The sequence below is a fragment of the Klebsiella sp. B345 genome, from assembly GCF_051131735.1.
Classification (GTDB): domain Bacteria; phylum Pseudomonadota; class Gammaproteobacteria; order Enterobacterales; family Enterobacteriaceae; genus Klebsiella.
Genome location: NZ_CP180443.1, coordinates 4,152,354 through 4,172,852 on the forward strand (window position 1 = coordinate 4,152,354; position 20,499 = coordinate 4,172,852).

Consider the following 20,499-nt stretch of genomic DNA (forward strand, 5'->3'; position numbering starts at 1 on the left):
GTGAATCGATGTCAATGTTGCAGAAATGTGAGCCAATATGCAAAACACCATACATCCACGTGATTTGATTGTCGGCCTGCAAAAGGGGCTGGCATTGATCCAGCTTTTTTCCAAAGATTTCCCCCGGCTGAGCGTACCTCAGGCGGCGAAAATGAGCGGCCTGACCCAGAGTGCCGCCCGGCGTTTTCTACTGACCTTACTCCACGAGCGTTATCTGCAGACCGATGGCCGATACTATTGGCTGACGCCGAAAGCGCTGCGTTTGGGGCAGGCCTATGTTGATTCGGCACAGTTTCCGCGGATGGTGCGACCGATCGTGGAGTACATTGCCAGCCGGACGGAGGAACACGCTTCGGTGGGGGTGATTGACGAAGATGAACTGGTCTATATTGCGCGCAGCAAACATACCCCGTTTAATTCGACCTCGGTGCGGTTAGGGGAGCGGGTGCCGATATTCTGTACTGCCGGGGGAAGATTGTGGCTGGCCTCGTTACCGGAAGAGGAGTGTGAAACAATTCTGCAGCGGATCAAACGTGAACAACGCACACCCTATACGGTGACGGATGTGCCGACGCTGATGGAACGGATTGCGGCGGTGCGGCGTCAGGGTTATGCAACCATCGAACAAGAGTTTGAAATTGGCATGCTGGTGCTGGCGGTACCGTTATCCGACAGGGAAGGGGCCTACTGGGGGGCGTTGAGCCTGACCTCGCATCAGTCACGGACCTCTCTTGAGGCGCTGTGTCGTGACCATCTCGATTTGCTTTACAGCGCACAGGCGATGCTGGTGGGCTAAGTATCATGCTTACAGCAAATGAGGTAAAAAACGGGCAGGTTGTTAGCCTGCCCGGGGTATTACGCGTTAGCGCTGGTAATAAAGTTGTTCCAGTCATTCCCCGCATTTGTCACGAAAGTTGACCAGCTGTTTGATGCCGTGCTGACAAAGGTGTTCCAGTTGTCACGTCCGATGGAAACAAAGGTGTTCCAGTTAGACTGACCGGTAACAAAATTGCCCGAATTCCCCTGCGCTGCTCACCACGAAGGTGGAGAAAGATGTTCCTGATGTGGCGGTAAAATCCGCGAACCCACGTGCGGAGTTGACCACAAAGTTTGTAAAGCCAGAAGCCGCGTTCACCAGATTAAAACCACCAGAAACGTATTCCATTTCGCTAATAGTTAACTCTTTCATTTATATTCCTTTATTTAACGGATCATGTATTTAACGGACCCTGATAGGTGAGCAATGCGCTCACAACGGAAGACTAACATCGCGGCAAAATATTAGGCGGGTGTAGGTGTTGATTTTTTGATCATTTTTATATGAACATTTCAGCGAAACATTCATATTGGTCTTCATAAATATGAAATGATATTGGTGATTTTTTGCCCGAAGAGAGCGCTGATCGGAGAGGGGATTCATATTGGTGAATAAAAAAAACAGCCCCCGGTCTTGCGAGCGGGGGCTGTTTAGCGATGACTTATGCAATCTTATCTGACGTAGGCCAGCAGACTGTGTGAATCAGGCACCATAAAGTCGACGGACATCATGACCGACAGGGCGGTAATGGCGACGATGGAAAAGACGAACAGCTTACGCGCCCAGACTTTATCATCCGCCACTTTGTAACCGCGCAGGGCCATGCCCAGCCACCAGACGCTCACCGCGGCTGCCACGACCAGGTATTTATACCCGGCGTAACCGCCCAGAGAGAGCATCAGCGTGGCGACGGCAAAGGCCACGATGTACAGCGTGATGTGGTTTTTCGCCACGGAGATGCCTTTCACTACCGGCAGGACCGGAATGTTCGCCGCCTGATAATCCTTGAAGCGGAAAATCGCGATGGCGTAAGAGTGAGGCATCTGCCAGAGGCTGAAGATCGCCAGCAGAATCGCCGCGCCACTGTCAAAATTACCGGTGACCGCACAGTAGCCAATCACCGGCGGCGCAGCGCCGGAGAGTGAGCCAATCAGCGTGCCGTAAACGGAATGGCGTTTCATGTACAGGCTGTAGACGCCGACATAAACCACGAACCCCATCACCCCCAGCCAGCAGGCCAGTGGATTAGCGCCGAACCACAGGAGCATAAAGCCAGCAATACCCAGCAAGGTGGCGTATACCAGCGAAACTGGTGGCGAGATCAACCCTTTGACCAGCACCCGGTTTTTCGTCCGCTCCATCTTACGATCGATGTCACGGTCGATGTAGTTGTTGAATACACAACCCGAGGCGACCACCAGGGACACTCCAAGGAGTGTCCATGCAAACAGCGGATAGTCGATGTGGCCTTTGGAGGCCAAAAGGAAACCGCCGATCACGGAGATCAGGTTGCCAAAAATGATGCCAGGTTTCGTGACTTGCAGGTATTGCTTAAACATACTCGCCGCTCTTAGTGCATCATCATGTTGTAGTTCAGGTTCCACATAATCCAGATGGAGCCTACCACTACGATTGCAATGATGATTACGGTGAAGATAAATGCGGTCAGGTTCCAACCCTCGTCAGACTTGCTGTTCATGTGCAGGAAGTACACCAGGTGTACGACAATCTGCACAACAGCAGTGACCAGGATGGTCCCCAGAATAGCCGCATGCGATGCGGAGCCACTCATGACCATCGCAAACGGAATCACCGTCAGAATGATCGACAGGACGAAGCCTGTCATGTAGCTCTTTACGCTGCCGTGAGAAGCGCCGTTATGATCGCTAGAATGACTCATTACATTGCCCCCATCAGATAAACAACCGAGAACACGCAGATCCACACTACGTCCAGGAAGTGCCAGAACAGACTCAGGCACATGATACGGGTGCGGTTAGTTGGGGTCAGGCCGCGACGAGAAACCTGTACCATCAGAACTGCCATCCAGATCAGACCGGAAGTCACGTGCAGACCGTGGGTACCGACCAGCGCGAAGAACGCTGACAGGAAGCCGCTACGATCCGGGCCCATACCTTCAACAATCAGGTGATGGAATTCATAGATTTCCATCGCGATGAACCCTGCCCCGAAGAGGAAGGTCAGCGCCAGCCAGGAAACAACCTGGCTCTTGTTGTTTTTGTACATGGCGATAGCCGCCATGCCGTAGGTGATGGAGCTGAACAGCAGCAGCGCGGTTTCAACCAGTACGAACGGCAGTTCGAAAATATCTTTGCCGGTCGGTCCGCCCGCCGTGCCGTTCACCAGAACGGCATAGGTAGCAAACAGCGTGGCGAAGATAATGCAGTCGCTCATCAGGTAGATCCAGAAACCGAAGACTTTCATCGGTCCTGTATCATGGTGCCCGTGTTCGTGCGCGTGGGCGTTATGCGCAAGAGTATCAGTTGCCATTTTTCAGCCCTGCTTTGTTAATCTCGTCGAAATGCTGATTTTCCAGTTTCTCGACTACTGCAACCGGCACGTAGTAATCCACGTCCTCGTCAAAGCTCTTAATAATCCAGGTCACCAGGATGCCGACGAAGCTTGCAATCGCCAACCACCAGATGTGCCAGATCATTGCGAAACCAAACACCGTTGCGAAGGCGGCAATAACGATGCCCGCGCCGCTGTTTTTCGGCATGTGAATTTCTTCATAGCCGGCTGGTTTCTTATACGCTTCGCCTTTTTCTTTCATTTCCCAGAACGCATCGCGCTCGTGAATCTGCGGAACAATAGCGAAGTTGTAGAACGGCGGAGGAGAAGAGGTTGCCCACTCCAGCGTACGGCCGCCCCATGGGTCACCGGTCAGGTCACGGTTCTGATCGCGGTCGCGGATAGAAACGTAGAACTGAATCAGCTGGCACAGGATACCGCAGGCAATCAGCGCTGCACCACAAGCTGCAACAACCAGCATCGGGTGGAACTGCGGGTCAATCTGCTGGCTCAGGCGACGGGTCATACCCATGAAGCCCAGAACGTACAGCGGCATAAATGCAACGAAGAAGCCGATGATCCACAGCCAGAACGCGCGTTTACCCCAGGTTTCGTTCAGGGTAAAGCCGAAGGCTTTTGGCCACCAGTAGGTCAGGCCAGCGAAGCAACCAAATACCACACCACCGATAATAACGTTATGGAAGTGGGCAATCAGGAACAGGCTGTTGTGCAGAACGAAGTCTGCGCCCGGTACCGCCAGCAGTACGCCGGTCATACCACCTACTGAGAAGGTCACGATAAAGCCAATCGTCCACAGCATTGCGGAGTTGAAGACGATACGACCCTGATACATGGTAAACAGCCAGTTGAAGATCTTCACCCCGGTCGGGATGGCGATAATCATAGTGGTAATACCGAAGAAGGCGTTTACGTTTGCGCCAGCACCCATGGTGAAGAAGTGGTGCAGCCAGACGATGAACGACAGGACGGTAATACACACGGTTGCCCACACCAGCGAGGTGTAGCCAAACAGACGTTTACGCGAGAAGGTTGCAGCGATTTCGGAGAAAACACCGAATACCGGCAGAACCAGGATATACACTTCCGGATGGCCCCAGGCCCAAATCAGGTTGATGTACATCATCATGTTGCCACCCATATCGTTGGTAAAGAAATGGGTGCCCAGATAGCGATCCAGGGTCAGCAGCGCGATGGTGACGGTCAGAATTGGGAAGGAGGCGATAATCAGGATGTTGGCGCACAGAGATGCCCAGGTAAATACCGGCATCTTGAACATGGTCATGCCAGGGGCACGCATCTTGATAATCGTCACGAAGAAGTTAATACCGGTCAGCGTAGTACCAATACCGGAGAGCTGAAGTGCCCAGATCCAGTAATCGACCCCGACACCCGGGCTGTACTCAATTCCCGACAGCGGCGGATAGGCCAGCCAACCGGTCTGTGCGAACTCACCGACGCCCAGAGACAGGTTAACCAGAATCACACCGACAACGGTGAACCAGAAGCTCAGGTTGTTGAGGAACGGGAAGGCTACGTCACGCGCACCGATCTGCAGTGGAACCACGAGGTTCATCAGACCGATAACAAACGGCATCGCTACGAAGAAGATCATGATAACGCCGTGGGCGGTAAAGATCTGGTCGTAGTGGTGAGGCGGCAGGAATCCTGCTTCCCCGGCCGAGGCCAGCACCTGCTGGCTACGCATCATAACGGCGTCAGCAAAGCCACGCAGCAACATCACGATTGCTACGATGACATACATGATACCAAGTCGTTTGTGGTCAACCGAAGTCAGCCACTCATTCCAAAGGTAGGACCACTTACCGAAGTAAGTGATTAAGGCCAGTAAGGCCGCACCACCGATGATAATGGCAGCCACCGTAACCATGACAATAGGTTCATGGTAGGGCACTGCATCCAGTGTAAGTTTTCCGAACATCGTTTTCTTCCTCGGCCCCTTAGTGAGCGGTTTCCGCGTGGCTCATGTCCATGCCTTCCATTCCTTCGTGCGCTGCGTGCTCGCCTTCCGGGTGGGACATCTCCATGCTCTTACCGTGAGACATAAATTTGTTAACAACATCTTTGAACAAATCAGGTTTCACGTCAGAGAAGTATTCCACTTTGTTGTATTCGCTAGGCGCAGCCAGTTTGTCGAAGGTCGCCATGGAATCCATTGCGTTCGCTGACTGTTTTGCTTTCGCTACCCACTGATCGAAGGTTGCACGATCCGGCGTGGCGATAGCTTTGAACTTCATACCTGAGAAGCCCGGGCCGCTATAGCTTGCGGAGATACCGTCATAAGTACCAGCTTCGTTCGCGATCAGGTGCAGTTGAGTCTGCATCCCGGCCATTGCGTAAATCTGGCTGCCTAAACGTGGGATAAAGAACGAGTTCATCACGGAGTTGGAGGTCACTTTAAAGTGTACCGGTACGTTCGCCGGGAAGGCGATTTCGTTGACGGTAGCAATACCCTGTTCCGGATAAATAAAGAACCATTTCCAGTCCATCGAAACGACTTCGATGACGATCGGTTTCTCTTCGTGAGCAAGCGGTTTGCTTGGCTCAAGCGCGTGCGTGGTTTTCCAGGTCAGAACGGCCAGGAACAGGATAATCAGAATAGGAACCGTCCAGACCACCGCTTCAACTTTGTTGGAGTGTGACCAGTTCGGGCTATACTTCGCATCTTTATTGCTCGCACGATACTTCCAGGCAAATCCTACTGCCATTAAGACGGCGGGAATAACGACAATCATCATCAGGCCAAAGGCCGTCAGTATCAAAGAACGTTGCTCCAGTCCAATCTGTCCTTTTGGGTCAAGGAGCGCAGAATCACAACCACTGAGTAATACAGTACCTGCGATTAATGACATCCATCCCAAACTTTTATTGTATTTCCTAAGTCTCATTGAACGACCTCAATTCCACGGAATCTGGTGGCGCTTAAAGTGTGCGGGCATTTTACGGGAAGGTTGCATTACTGTAAACATGATTGGAGCAGTGTCAGTTCCGTGTTAGTGGGTTCTGCTTGCTTTGTCACATATGTAACTGGGTATGACGACATCGCTTGCAAAGCCCGATATACGTAGGATCTATGAAGAATGCGATAAAAATGGATGGGTTTATAGGTTAATGAGTATAAACACCAGCAAAATAAAACAAATGTTTAACAATTAATTATCAAATAAAAGACATTGTGCCACGGGAATATTAAACCACTTTTGCTGAATCGGTTAAATTATTTAATGTTTTGAATAAAAGTTGTCAATAATTTCCGAAAATGTTAAGCGCACAAAACAACAAATGAAAAATGGAAAATATAGGATCGTTAATAAACCGTTATAATTACGTTGAGTAACTACAACGGTTTATTAGGCAGACCTGGACATTAAATCAGCGCCGTCTTGCGCAGCGCCAGATAATCGAGAAGGCTACCGAGCAGGATGCCGCCGACGGCAGTCAGCGCCGCCACTTCCAGCAAGCCTGGCAGGAATGAAAATGCGGTGAAATCCAGCGCATTCAGCACCAATAGCAGCAGCCATATTCCCAACATCAATGTTCCGAGGGCGAGGATCAGCAGCGCCAGCCTGTAGGTCTGAGCATATTCCGTGCGCGGCAAGAAGGTTCCGCTGCGTTGGGTATGTTCCAGGGTGCTGCGGCACAGCAGCAGCAGCAGGATACCGGGCACCGCCGCAAATACTGAGAACAGATAAAACGTTGGCCAACCATGGGCTTCAACAAACCAGCCGGCAATCGGCCCAACATAGACACGCCCGACCGCTGACAGCGCTGACAAGAGGGCAAACTGAGTGGCGGAAAAAGATTTATTGCACAGCGTCATTAATAGTGCGACAAACGCCGCCGTTCCCATACCGCCGCACAGGTTTTCGAAAAAGACCGCCGTCGCCATTGAGTACAGATGTTTGTCCGTTATCGACAGCAGCCAGTAACCGGCATTTGATACGCCCTGTAGGATCCCGAAAATGAGCAGGGCGCGGAACAGGGTGAGGCGTTGCATTAATACGCCGCCGTACAGCGCGCCGACGATTGTGGCGAACAGGCCCAGCGTTTTATTTACCATCCCGACTTCCCCAGCATCGAAACCGACGCCGCGGATCAGGAAGGTCGTGGTCAGACTCATGGCGAAAGCATCGCCGAGCTTATAAAGGACGATCAACAACAGAATCAGCCAGGCGTTGTTGCGTCCGAAGAAATCGCGCAACGGCTCCGCGACGGCCTGCTCGAGGCTCCTCGGGACCGGAATGACGTCGCTCGGCTCCGGTGCCAGCAACGTGGCAATAATGCAGGGGATCAGCAGCGCGGCCATCAGCCAGTACATGCCCTGCCAGCCCAGCCAGCGATCGGCCAGCCACAGCGCCAGTCCGCCAGAAACCAGCATCCCTAAGCGATAGCCCAGTACGCTAATCGCTGCGCCGGTACCACGCTCTTCTGCCGGAAGAACATCGGTTTTCCAGGCGTCGAAGACAATATCCTGGGACGCAGAACAGAAGGCGATAACCACTGCCAGGGCAGCCATCCAGCGCAACTGAGTCGCGGGTTCAAGGAATCCCATCGTCGCAATGGCAATCAACAGCAGGCATTGTGTGGTCAGGAGCCAGCCGCGGCGCCGGCCAAGGAACGGCGGCGTGTAGCGATCCATTAATGGCGACCAGAGAAACTTAAAGACGTAAGCCTGGCCAACAAGAGAGAAGAAACCGATGGTTTTCAGATCGATATTTTCAACGGTCATCCACGCCTGAAGCGTGCCTGAGGTCAAAGCAAGCGGTAAACCAGAAGCAAAACCGAGAATCAGCAGGATAGCTGATTTAGGCTGCTGAAAAATGCGTAAATAATGATTAGACATGGCTTATAGCGTAAACCCGGCGCGAGGCCGGGTTTACCAACAGATTAACGTGCGTTTTGCTTGATGAAATCGTGAATGCTGGTGTCCTGCGCCATATCGGCGATGGTATCGGTCAGGACGCTGTTGACAGCATTAGCAATGTTCTGGTTAGAGGCCTGGAAGGCGCCTTCAACAGAATAGCTGGCGCGATAATTTTTGGTCATCTTGGTGCCGTTGGCGGCAGTAGCGATAATCGCAATATCGGCCTTGGTGGCGATGTTGTAACGCACGTTACCCTGGGAGACATCGGCATACAGTTTGTTGACGATGATTTGCAGGTCAACGGCACCGTTCGGCCCGATCATATAACCGCGAGCGGTCATTTGTTTTTCAAGCACTTCCTGCAGCAGGAAACGCAGATCGCGGGAGGCGGTCAGCGTGACCTGCTGGTTATCGCGCGTCACTTTTGCCAGCGCCTGGTCCGGACGCTGGTCAGCGCCGTTAATGCTGACGGTTACGCCCATCAGGCTCGGATCCTGCTGTGGCAGGCTCATTTTCGGCGATACATCGATGGTGGTCGGTGGCGTAGCGCATCCTGCCAGCATAAACAGCGCGACCAAAGGAAAAAGAATTTTCTTAAACATGTTCAGGGTCTCAACGCAGGGGGTGGTTTTACTCGTCATATTTGATGCTACAGGGGCGTTAGCGGCTGTTACTGTAGATCAAGTTATGTCGGGTAATTGAGAAAGATTCCCGCCATCATAACATTGCCAACGGCGAGGGGAAGTGGCAACGCATGTAATTTCATCGAGTTGTCTGTTTTATGACCTTTACCCATTTTTATCGCGATCCTGGCGGGCGTTCTGGCGTCAACAGTGAGTAAACTAAATACTTTTGAATGAAAATATAAGAAGAATGCTAATTTTTTGTTGTTTTCCCCTAATGGAAGCGGTAAAAGCGGCTAACATTTAAAAGGAATGGCGGCATCTCAGCGTTGTCGGAGGAGAAAATTCATGATGATACGTGAGCAGATCGAAGCAAAACTTAGAGCAGCGTTCGACCCGGTGTATCTCGAAGTCGTGGATGAAAGCTATCGCCACAATGTGCCTGCGGGTTCTGAAAGTCATTTTAAAGTGGTGCTGGTTAGCGATCGTTTTACCGGCGAGCGTTTCCTTAATCGTCACCGGATGATTTACGGTACGTTGACCGAGGAACTGTCGAGCACCGTGCACGCGCTGGCGTTGCATACCTATACGATTAAAGAGTGGGAAGGGCTTCAGGACACTATCTTTGCGTCTCCTCCTTGTCGCGGAGCAGGAAGCATCGCCTAGAAATCGCATTTGCAACTGCCGGAGCTTTTCCAGTATGTTGCGTGAAGATTTATCCAAAAACGGCCTACGGGCCGTTTTGTTTTGCCTTAAAATGTGCTCAGTGGGCACTTTTTAAGGCAAATTTGCGCGGGAAATGTGAAAAATGCCGCAGCAGTGGGCGACAACCGTTCTCGACTCACAAAAGTGATGCCGCTATAATGCCGCGTCTTATATTATGAATGTCTTCGGGATGATTCTGACGACAGGGAATGTGTTTCTGATTTGAAGAGGGCATCCCGGTTCTGCGAAGCCACTGACACGCGCTTCCAGAGTTGACCGAGCACTGTGATTTTTTTGAGGTAACAAGATGCAAGTTTCAGTTGAAACCACTCAGGGCCTTGGGCGCCGTGTAACGATTACTATCGCCGCTGACAGCATCGAGAATGCTGTCAAAAGCGAGCTGGTCAACGTGGCGAAAAAAGTTCGCATTGACGGCTTCCGTAAAGGGAAAGTGCCGATGAATGTTGTTGCTCAGCGTTATGGCGCATCCGTTCGCCAGGACGTGCTGGGTGACCTGATGAGCCGTCATTTCGTTGACGCTATCATCAAAGAGAAAATCAATCCGGCCGGTGCGCCGAACTACGTTCCAGGCGAATACAAGCTGGGTGAAGACTTCACCTACGCGGTAGAATTCGAAGTTTACCCGGAAGTTGAGCTGCAGGGTCTGGAAGCAATCGAAGTTGAAAAACCGGTTGTTGAAGTGACCGAAGCTGACGTCGACACCATGCTGGACACTCTGCGTAAGCAGCAGGCTAACTGGAAAGACAAAGATGGCGCTGTTGATGCAGAAGATCGCGTCACCGTTGACTTCACCGGTTCTGTTGACGGCGAAGAGTTCGAAGGCGGCAAAGCGACTGACTTCGTACTGGCAATGGGTCAGGGTCGTATGATCCCGGGCTTTGAAGACGGCATCAAAGGTCACAAAGCTGGCGAAGAGTTCACTATCGACGTGACCTTCCCGGAAGAATACCACGCAGAAAACCTGAAAGGTAAAGCAGCTAAATTCGTCATCAACCTGAAAAAAGTTGAAGAGCGTGAGCTGCCGGAACTGACTGCTGAATTCATCAAACGTTTCGGCGTTGAAGATGGTTCCGTAGAAGGTCTGCGCGCTGAAGTGCGTAAAAACATGGATCGCGAGCTGAAAGGCGCCGTGCGTAACCGCGTGAAGTCTCAGGCTATCGAAGGTCTGGTCAAGGCTAACGACATCGATGTCCCGGCTGCACTGATCGACAGCGAAATCGACGTTCTGCGTCGTCAGGCTGCTCAGCGTTTTGGTGGCAACGAGAACCAGGCGCTGGAACTGCCGCGCGAACTGTTTGAAGAGCAGGCTAAACGCCGCGTTGTTGTTGGTCTGCTGCTGGGCGAAGTTATTCGTACCAACGAGCTGAAAGCTGACGAAGAGCGCGTTAAAGGCCTGATCGAAGAGATGGCTTCCGCTTACGAAGATCCGAAAGAAGTTGTTGAGTTCTACAGCAAAAACAACGAACTGATGGACAACATGCGTAACGTTGCGCTGGAAGAGCAGGCTGTTGAAGCCGTTCTGGCAAAAGCCAAAGTGTCTGAAAAAGCCACCACCTTCAACGAACTGATGAACCAGCAGGCGTAATTTCGCCTACCAGGTTTAACGTTCAGGTAAAACCCGTTGCCGAGAGGCGCGGGTTTTTTTTATCGCAACGATAGCCTCAGGATGAGTGCGAAAACGCGATATCAATGATAGCGTTACGACAAAAGCTTGTTATGCTTGAATTATGATTGCATCGTCCCCATTACGAGGAGACGAAACTGCACATGTGAAATCATGCATAATGACGACACGTGATTTCCCAGAATGGTTCAGGTTGCCGGCATTCGTCTGATATCCAGCTAATTTGAGCGATGACGGGTAGAAGGCTCTGGCTGATAATCCGTCCATAAGGTTACAATCAGTGCGGCAGGTTTATTCAAATTTTATCCAGGAGACGGAAATGTCATACAGTGGCGAACGAGATAACTTTGCACCCCATATGGCCCTGGTGCCGATGGTCATTGAACAGACCTCGCGCGGTGAACGTTCTTTTGATATCTATTCCCGTCTGCTCAAGGAACGCGTCATCTTTCTGACCGGCCAGGTGGAAGACCACATGGCGAACCTGATTGTGGCGCAGATGCTTTTTCTGGAAGCAGAAAACCCGGAAAAAGACATTTATTTATACATTAACTCTCCGGGCGGGGTGATCACCGCCGGGATGTCGATTTACGACACCATGCAGTTCATCAAGCCTGACGTGAGCACCATTTGTATGGGCCAGGCGTGTTCAATGGGCGCCTTCCTGTTAACCGCAGGGGCAAAAGGCAAGCGTTTCTGCCTGCCGAACTCTCGCGTCATGATCCACCAGCCGCTGGGCGGCTATCAGGGTCAGGCGACGGATATCGAGATTCACGCCCGTGAGATCCTGAAAGTGAAGGGTCGGATGAATGAACTGATGGCACACCATACGGGTAAATCCCTGGAGCAGATTGAGACCGACACCGAGCGTGATCGTTTCCTTTCCGCCTCTGAAGCGGTGGAATACGGCCTGGTCGATTCCATTTTGACCCATCGTAATTGATGCCCCTGGCGTGAGGGTGCCGCTATACTTGTCTGGAGTAAGGCGGCACAACGCTGATGAGCGGCTTGCGCCTGAGAATGGCATTTGCGTCGTCGTGTGCGGCACAAAGAACTTAATAAGAGGTTTGGACTCATGACAGATAAACGCAAAGATGGATCGGGCAAACTGTTGTATTGCTCTTTTTGCGGCAAAAGCCAGCATGAAGTGCGTAAGCTGATCGCCGGGCCATCCGTGTATATCTGCGACGAATGCGTTGACTTATGTAACGACATCATTCGCGAAGAGATTAAAGAAGTTGCGCCGCATCGCGAGCGCAGTGCGCTGCCGACGCCGCACGAAATTCGCCACCATCTGGACGATTATGTTATCGGCCAGGAACCGGCGAAAAAGGTGCTGGCCGTCGCGGTCTACAACCACTACAAACGTCTGCGCAATGGTGACACCAGCAACGGCGTTGAGCTGGGTAAAAGTAACATTCTGCTGATCGGGCCGACCGGCTCCGGTAAAACGCTGCTGGCCGAAACGCTGGCGCGCCTGCTGGATGTTCCGTTTACGATGGCGGACGCCACCACCCTGACTGAAGCCGGTTACGTGGGTGAAGACGTCGAAAACATCATTCAAAAACTGTTGCAGAAATGCGACTACGACGTGCAGAAAGCACAGCGCGGTATCGTGTATATCGATGAAATCGACAAGATTTCTCGTAAATCCGATAACCCGTCGATCACCCGTGATGTATCAGGGGAAGGCGTGCAGCAGGCGCTGCTGAAGCTGATCGAAGGTACCGTGGCTGCTGTGCCGCCGCAGGGTGGCCGCAAGCATCCGCAGCAGGAATTCTTGCAGGTTGATACCTCCAAGATTCTGTTTATCTGCGGCGGGGCGTTTGCCGGTCTGGATAAGGTCATCTCCCACCGCGTTGAAACCGGCTCTGGTATTGGTTTCGGCGCGACGGTGAAGGCGAAATCCGACAAAGCCAGCGAAGGCGAGCTGCTGTCCCAGGTTGAGCCGGAAGATCTGATCAAATTTGGTCTTATTCCTGAGTTCATCGGCCGTCTGCCGGTCGTAGCGACCCTGAACGAGCTGAGCGAGGACGCGCTGATCCAGATCCTGAAAGAGCCGAAGAATGCCCTGACCAAACAGTATCAGGCGTTGTTCAATCTGGAAGGTGCGGAGCTGGAGTTCCGTGATGAAGCGCTGGATGCGATCGCTAAAAAAGCGATGGCGCGTAAAACCGGCGCCCGTGGCCTGCGTTCAATCGTTGAAGCCGCACTGCTGGATACCATGTACGATCTGCCGTCGATGGATGACGTCGAAAAAGTGGTGATTGACGCTTCGGTGATTGATGGCCAAAGCAAGCCGCTGCTGATCTACGGTAAACCGGAAGCACAACAAGCATCTGGTGAATAATTCACCAAATTGCTCAAGCAGTTAACCAAAAAGGGGGGATTTTATCTCCCCTTTTATTTTTCCTGCATTCCTGCCGTTGAATGTGTGGAATACATCCCCATATACTGGTTTACATATTAACAGCGTCGCGATGGAAGGTCGTGCCGCTGGCTACCTGGCGGACTTTAAACTAAGAGAGAGCTCTATGAATCCTGAGCGTTCTGAACGCATTGAAATCCCCGTATTGCCGTTGCGCGATGTGGTGGTTTATCCGCACATGGTCATACCCCTGTTTGTAGGGCGGGAAAAATCTATCCGTTGTCTTGAAGCGGCTATGGACCATGATAAAAAAATCATGCTGGTTGCGCAGAAAGAAGCTTCGACGGATGAGCCGGGTGTAAATGATCTTTTCACCGTCGGGACCGTGGCGTCAATTTTACAGATGTTGAAGCTGCCTGATGGCACCGTCAAAGTGCTGGTTGAAGGCCTGCAGCGCGCGCGTATTTCTGCGTTATCTGACAACGGCGAGCATTTCTCTGCTAAAGCGGAGTATCTCGAATCGCCAGCAATCGAAGAGCGCGAGCAGGAAGTACTGGTGCGCACCGCGATTAGTCAGTTTGAAGGCTACATCAAGCTGAACAAAAAAATCCCGCCAGAAGTGCTGACGTCGCTCAACAGCATCGACGATCCTGCACGTCTGGCCGACACCATCGCTGCCCACATGCCGCTGAAGCTGGCCGATAAGCAGTCCGTCCTCGAGATGTCCGACATCAACGAACGTCTGGAATATCTGATGGCGATGATGGAATCGGAAATCGATCTGCTGCAGGTTGAGAAGCGTATTCGCAACCGTGTGAAAAAGCAGATGGAGAAATCTCAGCGTGAGTATTATCTGAATGAGCAGATGAAGGCCATCCAGAAAGAGCTCGGCGAGATGGACGACGCCCCGGACGAGAACGAAGCGCTGAAGCGTAAGATCGACGCGGCGAAAATGCCGAAAGAGGCAAAAGAAAAAACCGAAGCGGAACTGCAAAAACTGAAGATGATGTCACCGATGTCGGCGGAAGCGACCGTCGTACGTGGCTATATCGACTGGATGGTGCAGGTGCCGTGGAATGCGCGCAGCAAAGTCAAAAAAGATCTGCGCCAGGCTCAGGAAGTCCTCGATACTGACCATTACGGCCTTGAGCGCGTGAAGGATCGTATCCTTGAGTATCTTGCAGTGCAGAGCCGCGTGAACAAGCTCAAAGGGCCGATTCTATGCCTGGTAGGGCCGCCGGGGGTGGGTAAAACCTCTCTGGGCCAATCCATCGCCAAAGCCACCGGACGTAAGTACGTGCGTATGGCGCTGGGCGGCGTGCGTGATGAAGCGGAAATTCGCGGCCATCGTCGTACCTACATTGGTTCCATGCCGGGCAAATTGATCCAGAAAATGGCGAAAGTGGGCGTTAAAAACCCGCTGTTCCTGCTTGATGAGATCGATAAAATGTCTTCTGACATGCGCGGCGATCCGGCTTCGGCGCTGCTGGAGGTGTTGGATCCAGAACAAAACGTGGCCTTTAACGACCATTATCTGGAAGTGGACTACGACCTCAGCGATGTCATGTTCGTGGCAACCTCTAACTCCATGAACATTCCAGCGCCGCTGCTGGATCGTATGGAAGTGATTCGTCTGTCCGGTTACACCGAAGATGAAAAACTGAATATTGCCAAACGCCACCTGCTGTCAAAACAGATCGAGCGTAATGCGCTGAAAAAAGGCGAGCTGACCGTTGAGGACAGCGCGATTGTTGGGATTATTCGCTATTACACTCGTGAAGCTGGCGTGCGTGGACTGGAGCGTGAAATTTCCAAGCTGTGCCGTAAAGCGGTTAAACAACTGCTGCTGGATAAGACCCTGAAGCACATCACGATTAATGGCGAAAACCTGCATGATTTCCTCGGCGTGCAGCGCTACGACTACGGTCGTGCGGATAGCGAAAATCGTGTTGGCCAGGTTACCGGTCTGGCGTGGACGGAAGTGGGCGGCGATCTGCTGACCATTGAAACCGCCTGCGTGCCGGGTAAAGGCAAGCTGACCTACACCGGTTCGTTGGGTGAAGTGATGCAAGAGTCTATTCAGGCGGCGTTGACGGTGGTGCGTTCTCGTGCGGATAAACTGGGTATTAACTCGGATTTCTACGAAAAACGCGACATTCACGTCCACGTTCCTGAAGGGGCAACGCCGAAAGATGGTCCGAGTGCCGGTATTGCCATGTGCACCGCGTTGGTCTCCTGCCTGACCGGGAATCCGGTACGTGCCGATGTCGCGATGACCGGGGAAATTACCCTGCGCGGCCAGGTACTGCCGATCGGTGGTCTGAAGGAAAAACTGCTGGCAGCGCATCGAGGTGGCATTAAGACTGTTCTGATTCCTGATGAAAATAAACGCGATCTGGAAGAAATTCCTGACAACGTTATCGCTGATTTAAACATTCATCCGGTGAAACGAATCGAAGAAGTTCTGACACTTGCGTTGCAGAATGAGCCTTTTGGCATGCAGATCGTCACCACAAAATAGTGATTTCGCGCAAATAGCGTTAAGAAAAGTGGGGCTGGGAAGTAAAATCGTACTTGCCAGCCTTTTTTTGTATAGCTAACTTAGATCGCTGGCAGGGGGTCATCTACAACTCTGTTGTAAGGGCATGACAGTCCTGATATAACTGCTGCGCGGTCGCACCACGAAGGATTCTGGTGCGATATAAATTATAAAGAGAGGAAGAGAACAGTGAATAAATCTCAACTGATTGACAAAATTGCTGCGGGTGCGGACATTTCTAAAGCTGCAGCCGGACGTGCGTTAGATGCTTTAATTGCTTCTGTTACTGAATCTCTGCAAGCTGGGGATGATGTTGCGCTGGTTGGGTTTGGTACCTTTGCGGTAAAAGAGCGCGCTGCCCGTACTGGCCGCAACCCGCAAACCGGTAAAGAAATTACCATTGCCGCCGCTAAAGTTCCGGGTTTCCGTGCCGGTAAAGCGCTGAAAGACGCAGTAAACTGATCAAGTTCCCGTCAGGGAAGGTGACGAAATACAAGGGCGCATCGCGAGATGTGCCTTTTTTCTTTGTCCAGAACTCGACTTTATGTGTGTTTATGCGCACTTGTGGGCTGACAATCACCCCATTTTCTTGTCAAAATAGGTCCTCACGCGCGGCAGCCATCACGTGCTATGCTGCGCGAGCTAAAGTCATCTACAGCGGAGCGTTGTTACACCATGATGGACAACCTACGCACGGCCGCGAACAGCGTCGTGCTCAAGATTATTTTCGGTATCATCATTGTCTCGTTCATATTGACCGGGGTAAGTGGTTACCTGATTGGCGGCAGCAGCAACTATGCCGCGAAAGTTAATGACCAGGAGATTGGTCGTTCACAGTTTGAGAATGCCGTTGCCAGCGAACGTAATCGTATGCAGCAGCAGCTTGGCGATCAGTTTTCTGAACTGGCGGCCAACGAAAACTACATGAAAACCATGCGTCAGCAGGTGCTGAACCGTCTGATTGATGAGTCCCTGCTGGATCAGTATGCCCGCGAACTGAATCTGAGCGTCAGCGACGCCCAGGTCAAGCAAGCGATCTTCCAGACTCAGGCTTTCCATACTGACGGTAAATTTAGTAACGAACGCTTTGGCAGCATCGTGAACCAAATGGGCATGACCACCGACCAGTATGCACAGGCGCTGCGTAACCAGCTGACCACGCAGCAGCTGATTAACGCCATTGCCGGCACTGACTTTATGTTGACTGGTGAATCCGATGAGCTGGCGGCGTTGGTTTCGCAGCAGCGTGTGGTGCGTGAAGCGACCATTGATGTTAACGCGCTGGCGGCGAAACAGACGGTGACCGATGCGGAAGTTGACGCATACTACCAGCAAAATCAGGCGCGTTTCATGGCGCCAGAGCAGTTCCGTGTTAGCTACATCAAAATGGATGCCGCTAGCATGCAGGAGAACGTTTCTGACCAGGATATCCAGTCCTGGTATGATCAGCATCAGGATCAGTTCACTCAGCCGCAGCGTAACCGCTACAGCGTGATTCAGACCAAAACCGAAGCCGATGCCCAGGCTGTTCTGGATGCGCTGAAGAAAGGGACCGATTTCGCCACCCTGGCGAAAGAAAAATCTACCGACATTATCTCTGCCCGCAATGGCGGTGATATGGGCTGGATGGAAGATGCTGCAACGGTGCCGGAGCTGAAAAATGCCGGCCTGAAAGAGAAAGGCCAGCTGTCCGGCGTGATCAAATCGTCTGTCGGATTCCTGGTTGTGCGCCTTGATGACGTTCAGCCGGCGAAAGTGAAACCTCTGGCTGACGTTCGTGATGATATCGCGGCGAAAGTGAAACAGGAAAAAGCGCTGGATGCCTACTACGCGCTGCAGCAAAAAGTAAGCGATGCGGCCAGCAACGATAACGAATCGCTGGCAGGCGCGGCGCAGGCTGCGGACGTGAAAGTGAGCGAAACCGGCTGGTTTGGTCGCGACAATCTGCCGGAAGAGCTGAACTTTAAACCGGTTTCTGATGCCATCTTCAACGGTGGTCTGGTAGGCGAAAACGGTTCACCGGGCAGCAACTCCGATATCATCACCGTGGATGGCGATCGCGCATTTGTTCTGCGTATCAGTGAGCATAAAGCGGAAGCGGTCAAACCGCTGGCGGACGTGAAAGATCAGGTTACCGACATCGTGAAGCACACCAAAGCTGAACAGCAGGCGAAACTGGATGCAGATAAATTGCTGACGGCGCTGAAAGACGGCAAAGGTGACGAGGCGTTGAAAGCCGCTGGTTTAAGCTTCGGTTCCGCGCAGACGCTGGCACGTACCGGTCAGGATCCATTAAGCCAGGCAGCGTTTGCACTGCCGTTGCCGCAGCCGGGTAAACCGACCTACGGTATCGGTAGCGATCTGAAAGGTAACGTGGTTCTGCTGGCGCTGGACGAGGTGAAACCGGGCGATATGCCGGAAGCGCAGAAAGCCGCGATGGTTCAGGGTATCACCCAGAACAATGCCCAGATTGCTTTCGAAGCGCTGATGAGCAACCTGCGTAAGACTGCGAAAATTAAGCTTGGCGATACTATCGACCAGCAGCAGTAATCTCGTGACGCTTCGCAAAAATCAGTAACGTGATGTAATCCTCAAAGGCCGCTTTCGCGGCCTTTTCCATTTCTGTCGATCGGCTTTTGTACTCCTTTTTCTCCCTCGCTATGGTGTCCGTGCTGTCTACACACAAGGAGATCACAGCATGAAACGAGGTGTTAAAACGATGATGACCGCAACGGCGTTACTTTTGTTGGCGGGAAGCCAGACGGTGTTGGCGGTATCGACCAGAGACAAAGCGTCGGCGACAGTCACACACGAGAGCGTGCAGTCGCCGCAGACAAAAGCACCGGCGGCGTTAAACGCCGCAGCGGGGGAGGCCAGAGTCAGCATCAACAGCGCCAGCGCGGAAGAGTTGATGCAGGCGATGAACGGCGTCGGCCTGAAGAAAGCTCAGGCGATTGTCAGCTATCGCGAAGAGTTCGGGCCATTTAAAGCGGTGGACGATCTCAAGCAGGTCCCCGGAATGGGGCACTCTCTGGTAGAGCGAAACCTGGCGCATCTGATGCTGTAATTTTCCTTTCTGGGCTTGCACAGCCGTAAATCTTTGCCAGACTAAAGAGGTCACGAAAGTGGTGTGACCTCTGACCTCAATATGACAATAAGACTAAGGCATTTGCGCTATGCAGACACAAATCAAAGTTCGTGGATATCACCTGGACGTTTATCAGCACGTCAACAACGCTCGCTACCTTGAGTTTCTGGAGGAGGCGCGTTGGGATGGCCTGGAAAACAGCGCCGCGTTCCACTGGATGACCGCTCGCAACATCGCCTTTGTGGTGGTGAATATCAATATTAACTATCGTCGCCCGGCGGTGCTGGGGGATGTGTTAACCGTGACCAGCCATCTGCAACAGCTTAATGGTAAAAGCGGCACCTTAAATCAGGTGGTTACCCTGAATCCTGAGGGCGATGTGGTGGCCGACGCGGTGATCACGTTTGTCTGCATCGATTTAAAAACTCAAAAGGCACTGCCGCTGGACGGCGAGTTGCGTGAGAAGCTTGAAGAGATGGAGATGCGCTGAGAGTGGTGGGCTACGGCCACGGTGGTTTATTGGTTTGTAGCCCCGCTAAGCACAGCGCCAGCGGGGAAGAAAGCAGACGTCAGGACGGTTATTTCAGGCCGGTCTTTTGTTTCATCAGCGCCATCACTGCGGTTTTATCGTCCTGGTACTGTTTCAGACCGTTGGCGCGCAGGTTACAGGCGGCACATTGCCTGCAGCCATCACCTTTAATCCCGTTATAGCAGGTCAGGGTGTCATTGCGCACCAGTTCCAGTTGATCCCAGTAATCAGCCAGGGCCCAGGTTTCAGCTTTATTCAGCCACATCAGCGGCGTCTCGAAGCGGATATCTTTTGCCATGCCCAGGCTGACCGCATGATGGAGTGCCTTGACGAACTCGTCGCGGCAGTCCGGGTAGCCGGAAAAATCGGTCTCGCAGACGCCGGTGATGATCGCTTCTGCCTTAACCTGATAGGCGTAAATTGCCGTCAGCGTTAAAAACAGGATATTGCGTCCAGGCACGAAGGTATTTGGGATACCGTCGGCATTCGGCTCATAGTCCGGTACCGGGATGCTATCGCGGGTCAGGCTGCTGACGGCTAGCTCGTTGAGCAGCGTGACGTCCAGCACCTTATGAGCCACGGCGCCCAGTTTCAGTGCCAGTTCACGAGCGACGTCGATTTCCGCGCGGTGGCGTTGGCCATAATCAAAAGTGACGCAGTGCACTTCATCATACTGTTTCAGAGCCTGCACCAGGCAGGTCGTTGAATCTTGTCCTCCACTGAAGACAACTACGGCGCGTTTCATAGCAA

18 protein-coding genes and 1 pseudogene are annotated in these 20,499 nt (G+C 52.4%); 10 read left to right on the forward strand and 9 right to left on the reverse strand.

What is annotated here, in order from left to right:
* Positions 1–37 precede the first annotated feature (37 nt).
* Positions 38–796, forward strand: coding sequence for an IclR family transcriptional regulator domain-containing protein (locus tag ACMYSO_RS19495; protein WP_434666983.1), 759 nt, complete (start codon positions 38–40; stop codon positions 794–796).
* Between the two features lie 59 nt (positions 797–855).
* Here ACMYSO_RS19495 and ACMYSO_RS19500 read toward each other — a convergent pair.
* The 8 genes and pseudogenes from ACMYSO_RS19500 to ACMYSO_RS19535 form a co-directional block, all read right to left on the reverse strand.
* Positions 856–1,189, reverse strand: a pseudogene (locus ACMYSO_RS19500) (hypothetical protein).
* A 299-nt stretch (positions 1,190–1,488) separates the two neighbouring features.
* Complete coding sequence (gene cyoE, locus ACMYSO_RS19505) at positions 1,489–2,376, reverse strand: heme o synthase (RefSeq protein ID WP_123755692.1); 888 nt, start codon at positions 2,374–2,376, stop codon at positions 1,489–1,491.
* An 11-nt stretch (positions 2,377–2,387) separates the two neighbouring features.
* Positions 2,388–2,717, reverse strand: coding sequence for a cytochrome o ubiquinol oxidase subunit IV (locus tag ACMYSO_RS19510; protein WP_132728431.1), 330 nt, complete (start codon positions 2,715–2,717; stop codon positions 2,388–2,390).
* Positions 2,717–3,328 (reverse strand): cytochrome o ubiquinol oxidase subunit III, encoded by a 612-nt coding sequence (locus tag ACMYSO_RS19515; protein ID WP_434586158.1) that lies wholly within the window; start codon positions 3,326–3,328, stop codon positions 2,717–2,719. The genes ACMYSO_RS19510 and ACMYSO_RS19515 overlap by 1 nt, the downstream gene beginning before the upstream one ends.
* The gene (cyoB, locus tag ACMYSO_RS19520) at positions 3,318–5,309 is read right to left on the reverse strand and encodes a cytochrome o ubiquinol oxidase subunit I (protein WP_434666986.1); all 1,992 of its coding nucleotides are present in this window, start codon (positions 5,307–5,309) and stop codon (positions 3,318–3,320) included. Before cyoB ends, ACMYSO_RS19515 begins: the two co-directional genes overlap by 11 nt.
* A 19-nt stretch (positions 5,310–5,328) precedes the next feature.
* On the reverse strand, positions 5,329–6,276 hold the full coding sequence (cyoA, locus tag ACMYSO_RS19525) for a cytochrome o ubiquinol oxidase subunit II (protein WP_434666989.1): 948 nt from the start codon (positions 6,274–6,276) through the stop codon (positions 5,329–5,331).
* A 479-nt stretch (positions 6,277–6,755) separates the two neighbouring features.
* Entirely contained in the window at positions 6,756–8,231 is a 1,476-nt protein-coding gene (gene ampG, locus ACMYSO_RS19530) for a muropeptide MFS transporter AmpG (RefSeq protein ID WP_434666992.1), read from the reverse strand.
* Positions 8,232–8,275: 44 nt separating this feature from the next.
* On the reverse strand, positions 8,276–8,854 hold the full coding sequence (locus ACMYSO_RS19535) for a lipoprotein (protein WP_434587033.1): 579 nt from the start codon (positions 8,852–8,854) through the stop codon (positions 8,276–8,278).
* A gap of 369 nt (positions 8,855–9,223) precedes the next feature.
* Between ACMYSO_RS19535 and bolA the strand changes: the two genes are divergently transcribed.
* The 9 genes from bolA (at position 9,224) to ACMYSO_RS19580 (ending at position 19,710) form a co-directional block, all read left to right on the forward strand.
* Complete coding sequence (gene bolA / locus ACMYSO_RS19540) at positions 9,224–9,541, forward strand: transcriptional regulator BolA (RefSeq protein WP_123755697.1); 318 nt, start codon at positions 9,224–9,226, stop codon at positions 9,539–9,541.
* Between the two features lie 346 nt (positions 9,542–9,887).
* Positions 9,888–11,186 (forward strand): trigger factor, encoded by a 1,299-nt coding sequence (tig, locus tag ACMYSO_RS19545; RefSeq protein WP_434666995.1) that lies wholly within the window; start codon positions 9,888–9,890, stop codon positions 11,184–11,186.
* 358 nt (positions 11,187–11,544) lie between these two features.
* Positions 11,545–12,168 carry an ATP-dependent Clp endopeptidase proteolytic subunit ClpP gene (clpP, locus tag ACMYSO_RS19550; protein ID WP_123755699.1) on the forward strand — a complete coding sequence of 208 codons (624 nt, stop codon included), beginning with the start codon at positions 11,545–11,547 and terminating at the stop codon, positions 12,166–12,168.
* A 132-nt stretch (positions 12,169–12,300) separates the two neighbouring features.
* On the forward strand, positions 12,301–13,575 hold the full coding sequence (clpX, locus tag ACMYSO_RS19555) for an ATP-dependent protease ATP-binding subunit ClpX (protein WP_123755700.1): 1,275 nt from the start codon (positions 12,301–12,303) through the stop codon (positions 13,573–13,575).
* A gap of 184 nt (positions 13,576–13,759) precedes the next feature.
* The gene (gene lon / locus ACMYSO_RS19560) at positions 13,760–16,114 is read left to right on the forward strand and encodes an endopeptidase La (RefSeq protein WP_434666998.1); all 2,355 of its coding nucleotides are present in this window, start codon (positions 13,760–13,762) and stop codon (positions 16,112–16,114) included.
* 207 nt (positions 16,115–16,321) lie between these two features.
* On the forward strand, positions 16,322–16,594 hold the full coding sequence (gene hupB, locus ACMYSO_RS19565) for a nucleoid-associated protein HU-beta (protein WP_002444653.1): 273 nt from the start codon (positions 16,322–16,324) through the stop codon (positions 16,592–16,594).
* Between the two features lie 213 nt (positions 16,595–16,807).
* Positions 16,808–18,682, forward strand: a complete 1,875-nt coding sequence (gene ppiD, locus ACMYSO_RS19570; protein WP_434667000.1) for a peptidylprolyl isomerase — start codon at positions 16,808–16,810, stop codon at positions 18,680–18,682.
* Between the two features lie 148 nt (positions 18,683–18,830).
* The gene (locus ACMYSO_RS19575) at positions 18,831–19,199 is read left to right on the forward strand and encodes a helix-hairpin-helix domain-containing protein (RefSeq protein ID WP_434667003.1); all 369 of its coding nucleotides are present in this window, start codon (positions 18,831–18,833) and stop codon (positions 19,197–19,199) included.
* A gap of 109 nt (positions 19,200–19,308) precedes the next feature.
* Positions 19,309–19,710, forward strand: a complete 402-nt coding sequence (locus tag ACMYSO_RS19580) for a YbgC/FadM family acyl-CoA thioesterase (RefSeq protein WP_434667006.1) — start codon at positions 19,309–19,311, stop codon at positions 19,708–19,710.
* 88 nt (positions 19,711–19,798) lie between these two features.
* Here the strand turns inward: ACMYSO_RS19580 and queC are convergent, their stop codons facing one another.
* A complete protein-coding gene (gene queC / locus ACMYSO_RS19585) occupies positions 19,799–20,494 on the reverse strand; it encodes a 7-cyano-7-deazaguanine synthase QueC (RefSeq protein WP_434667009.1) in 696 nt (231 codons plus the stop codon).
* Positions 20,495–20,499: the final 5 nt, after the last annotated feature.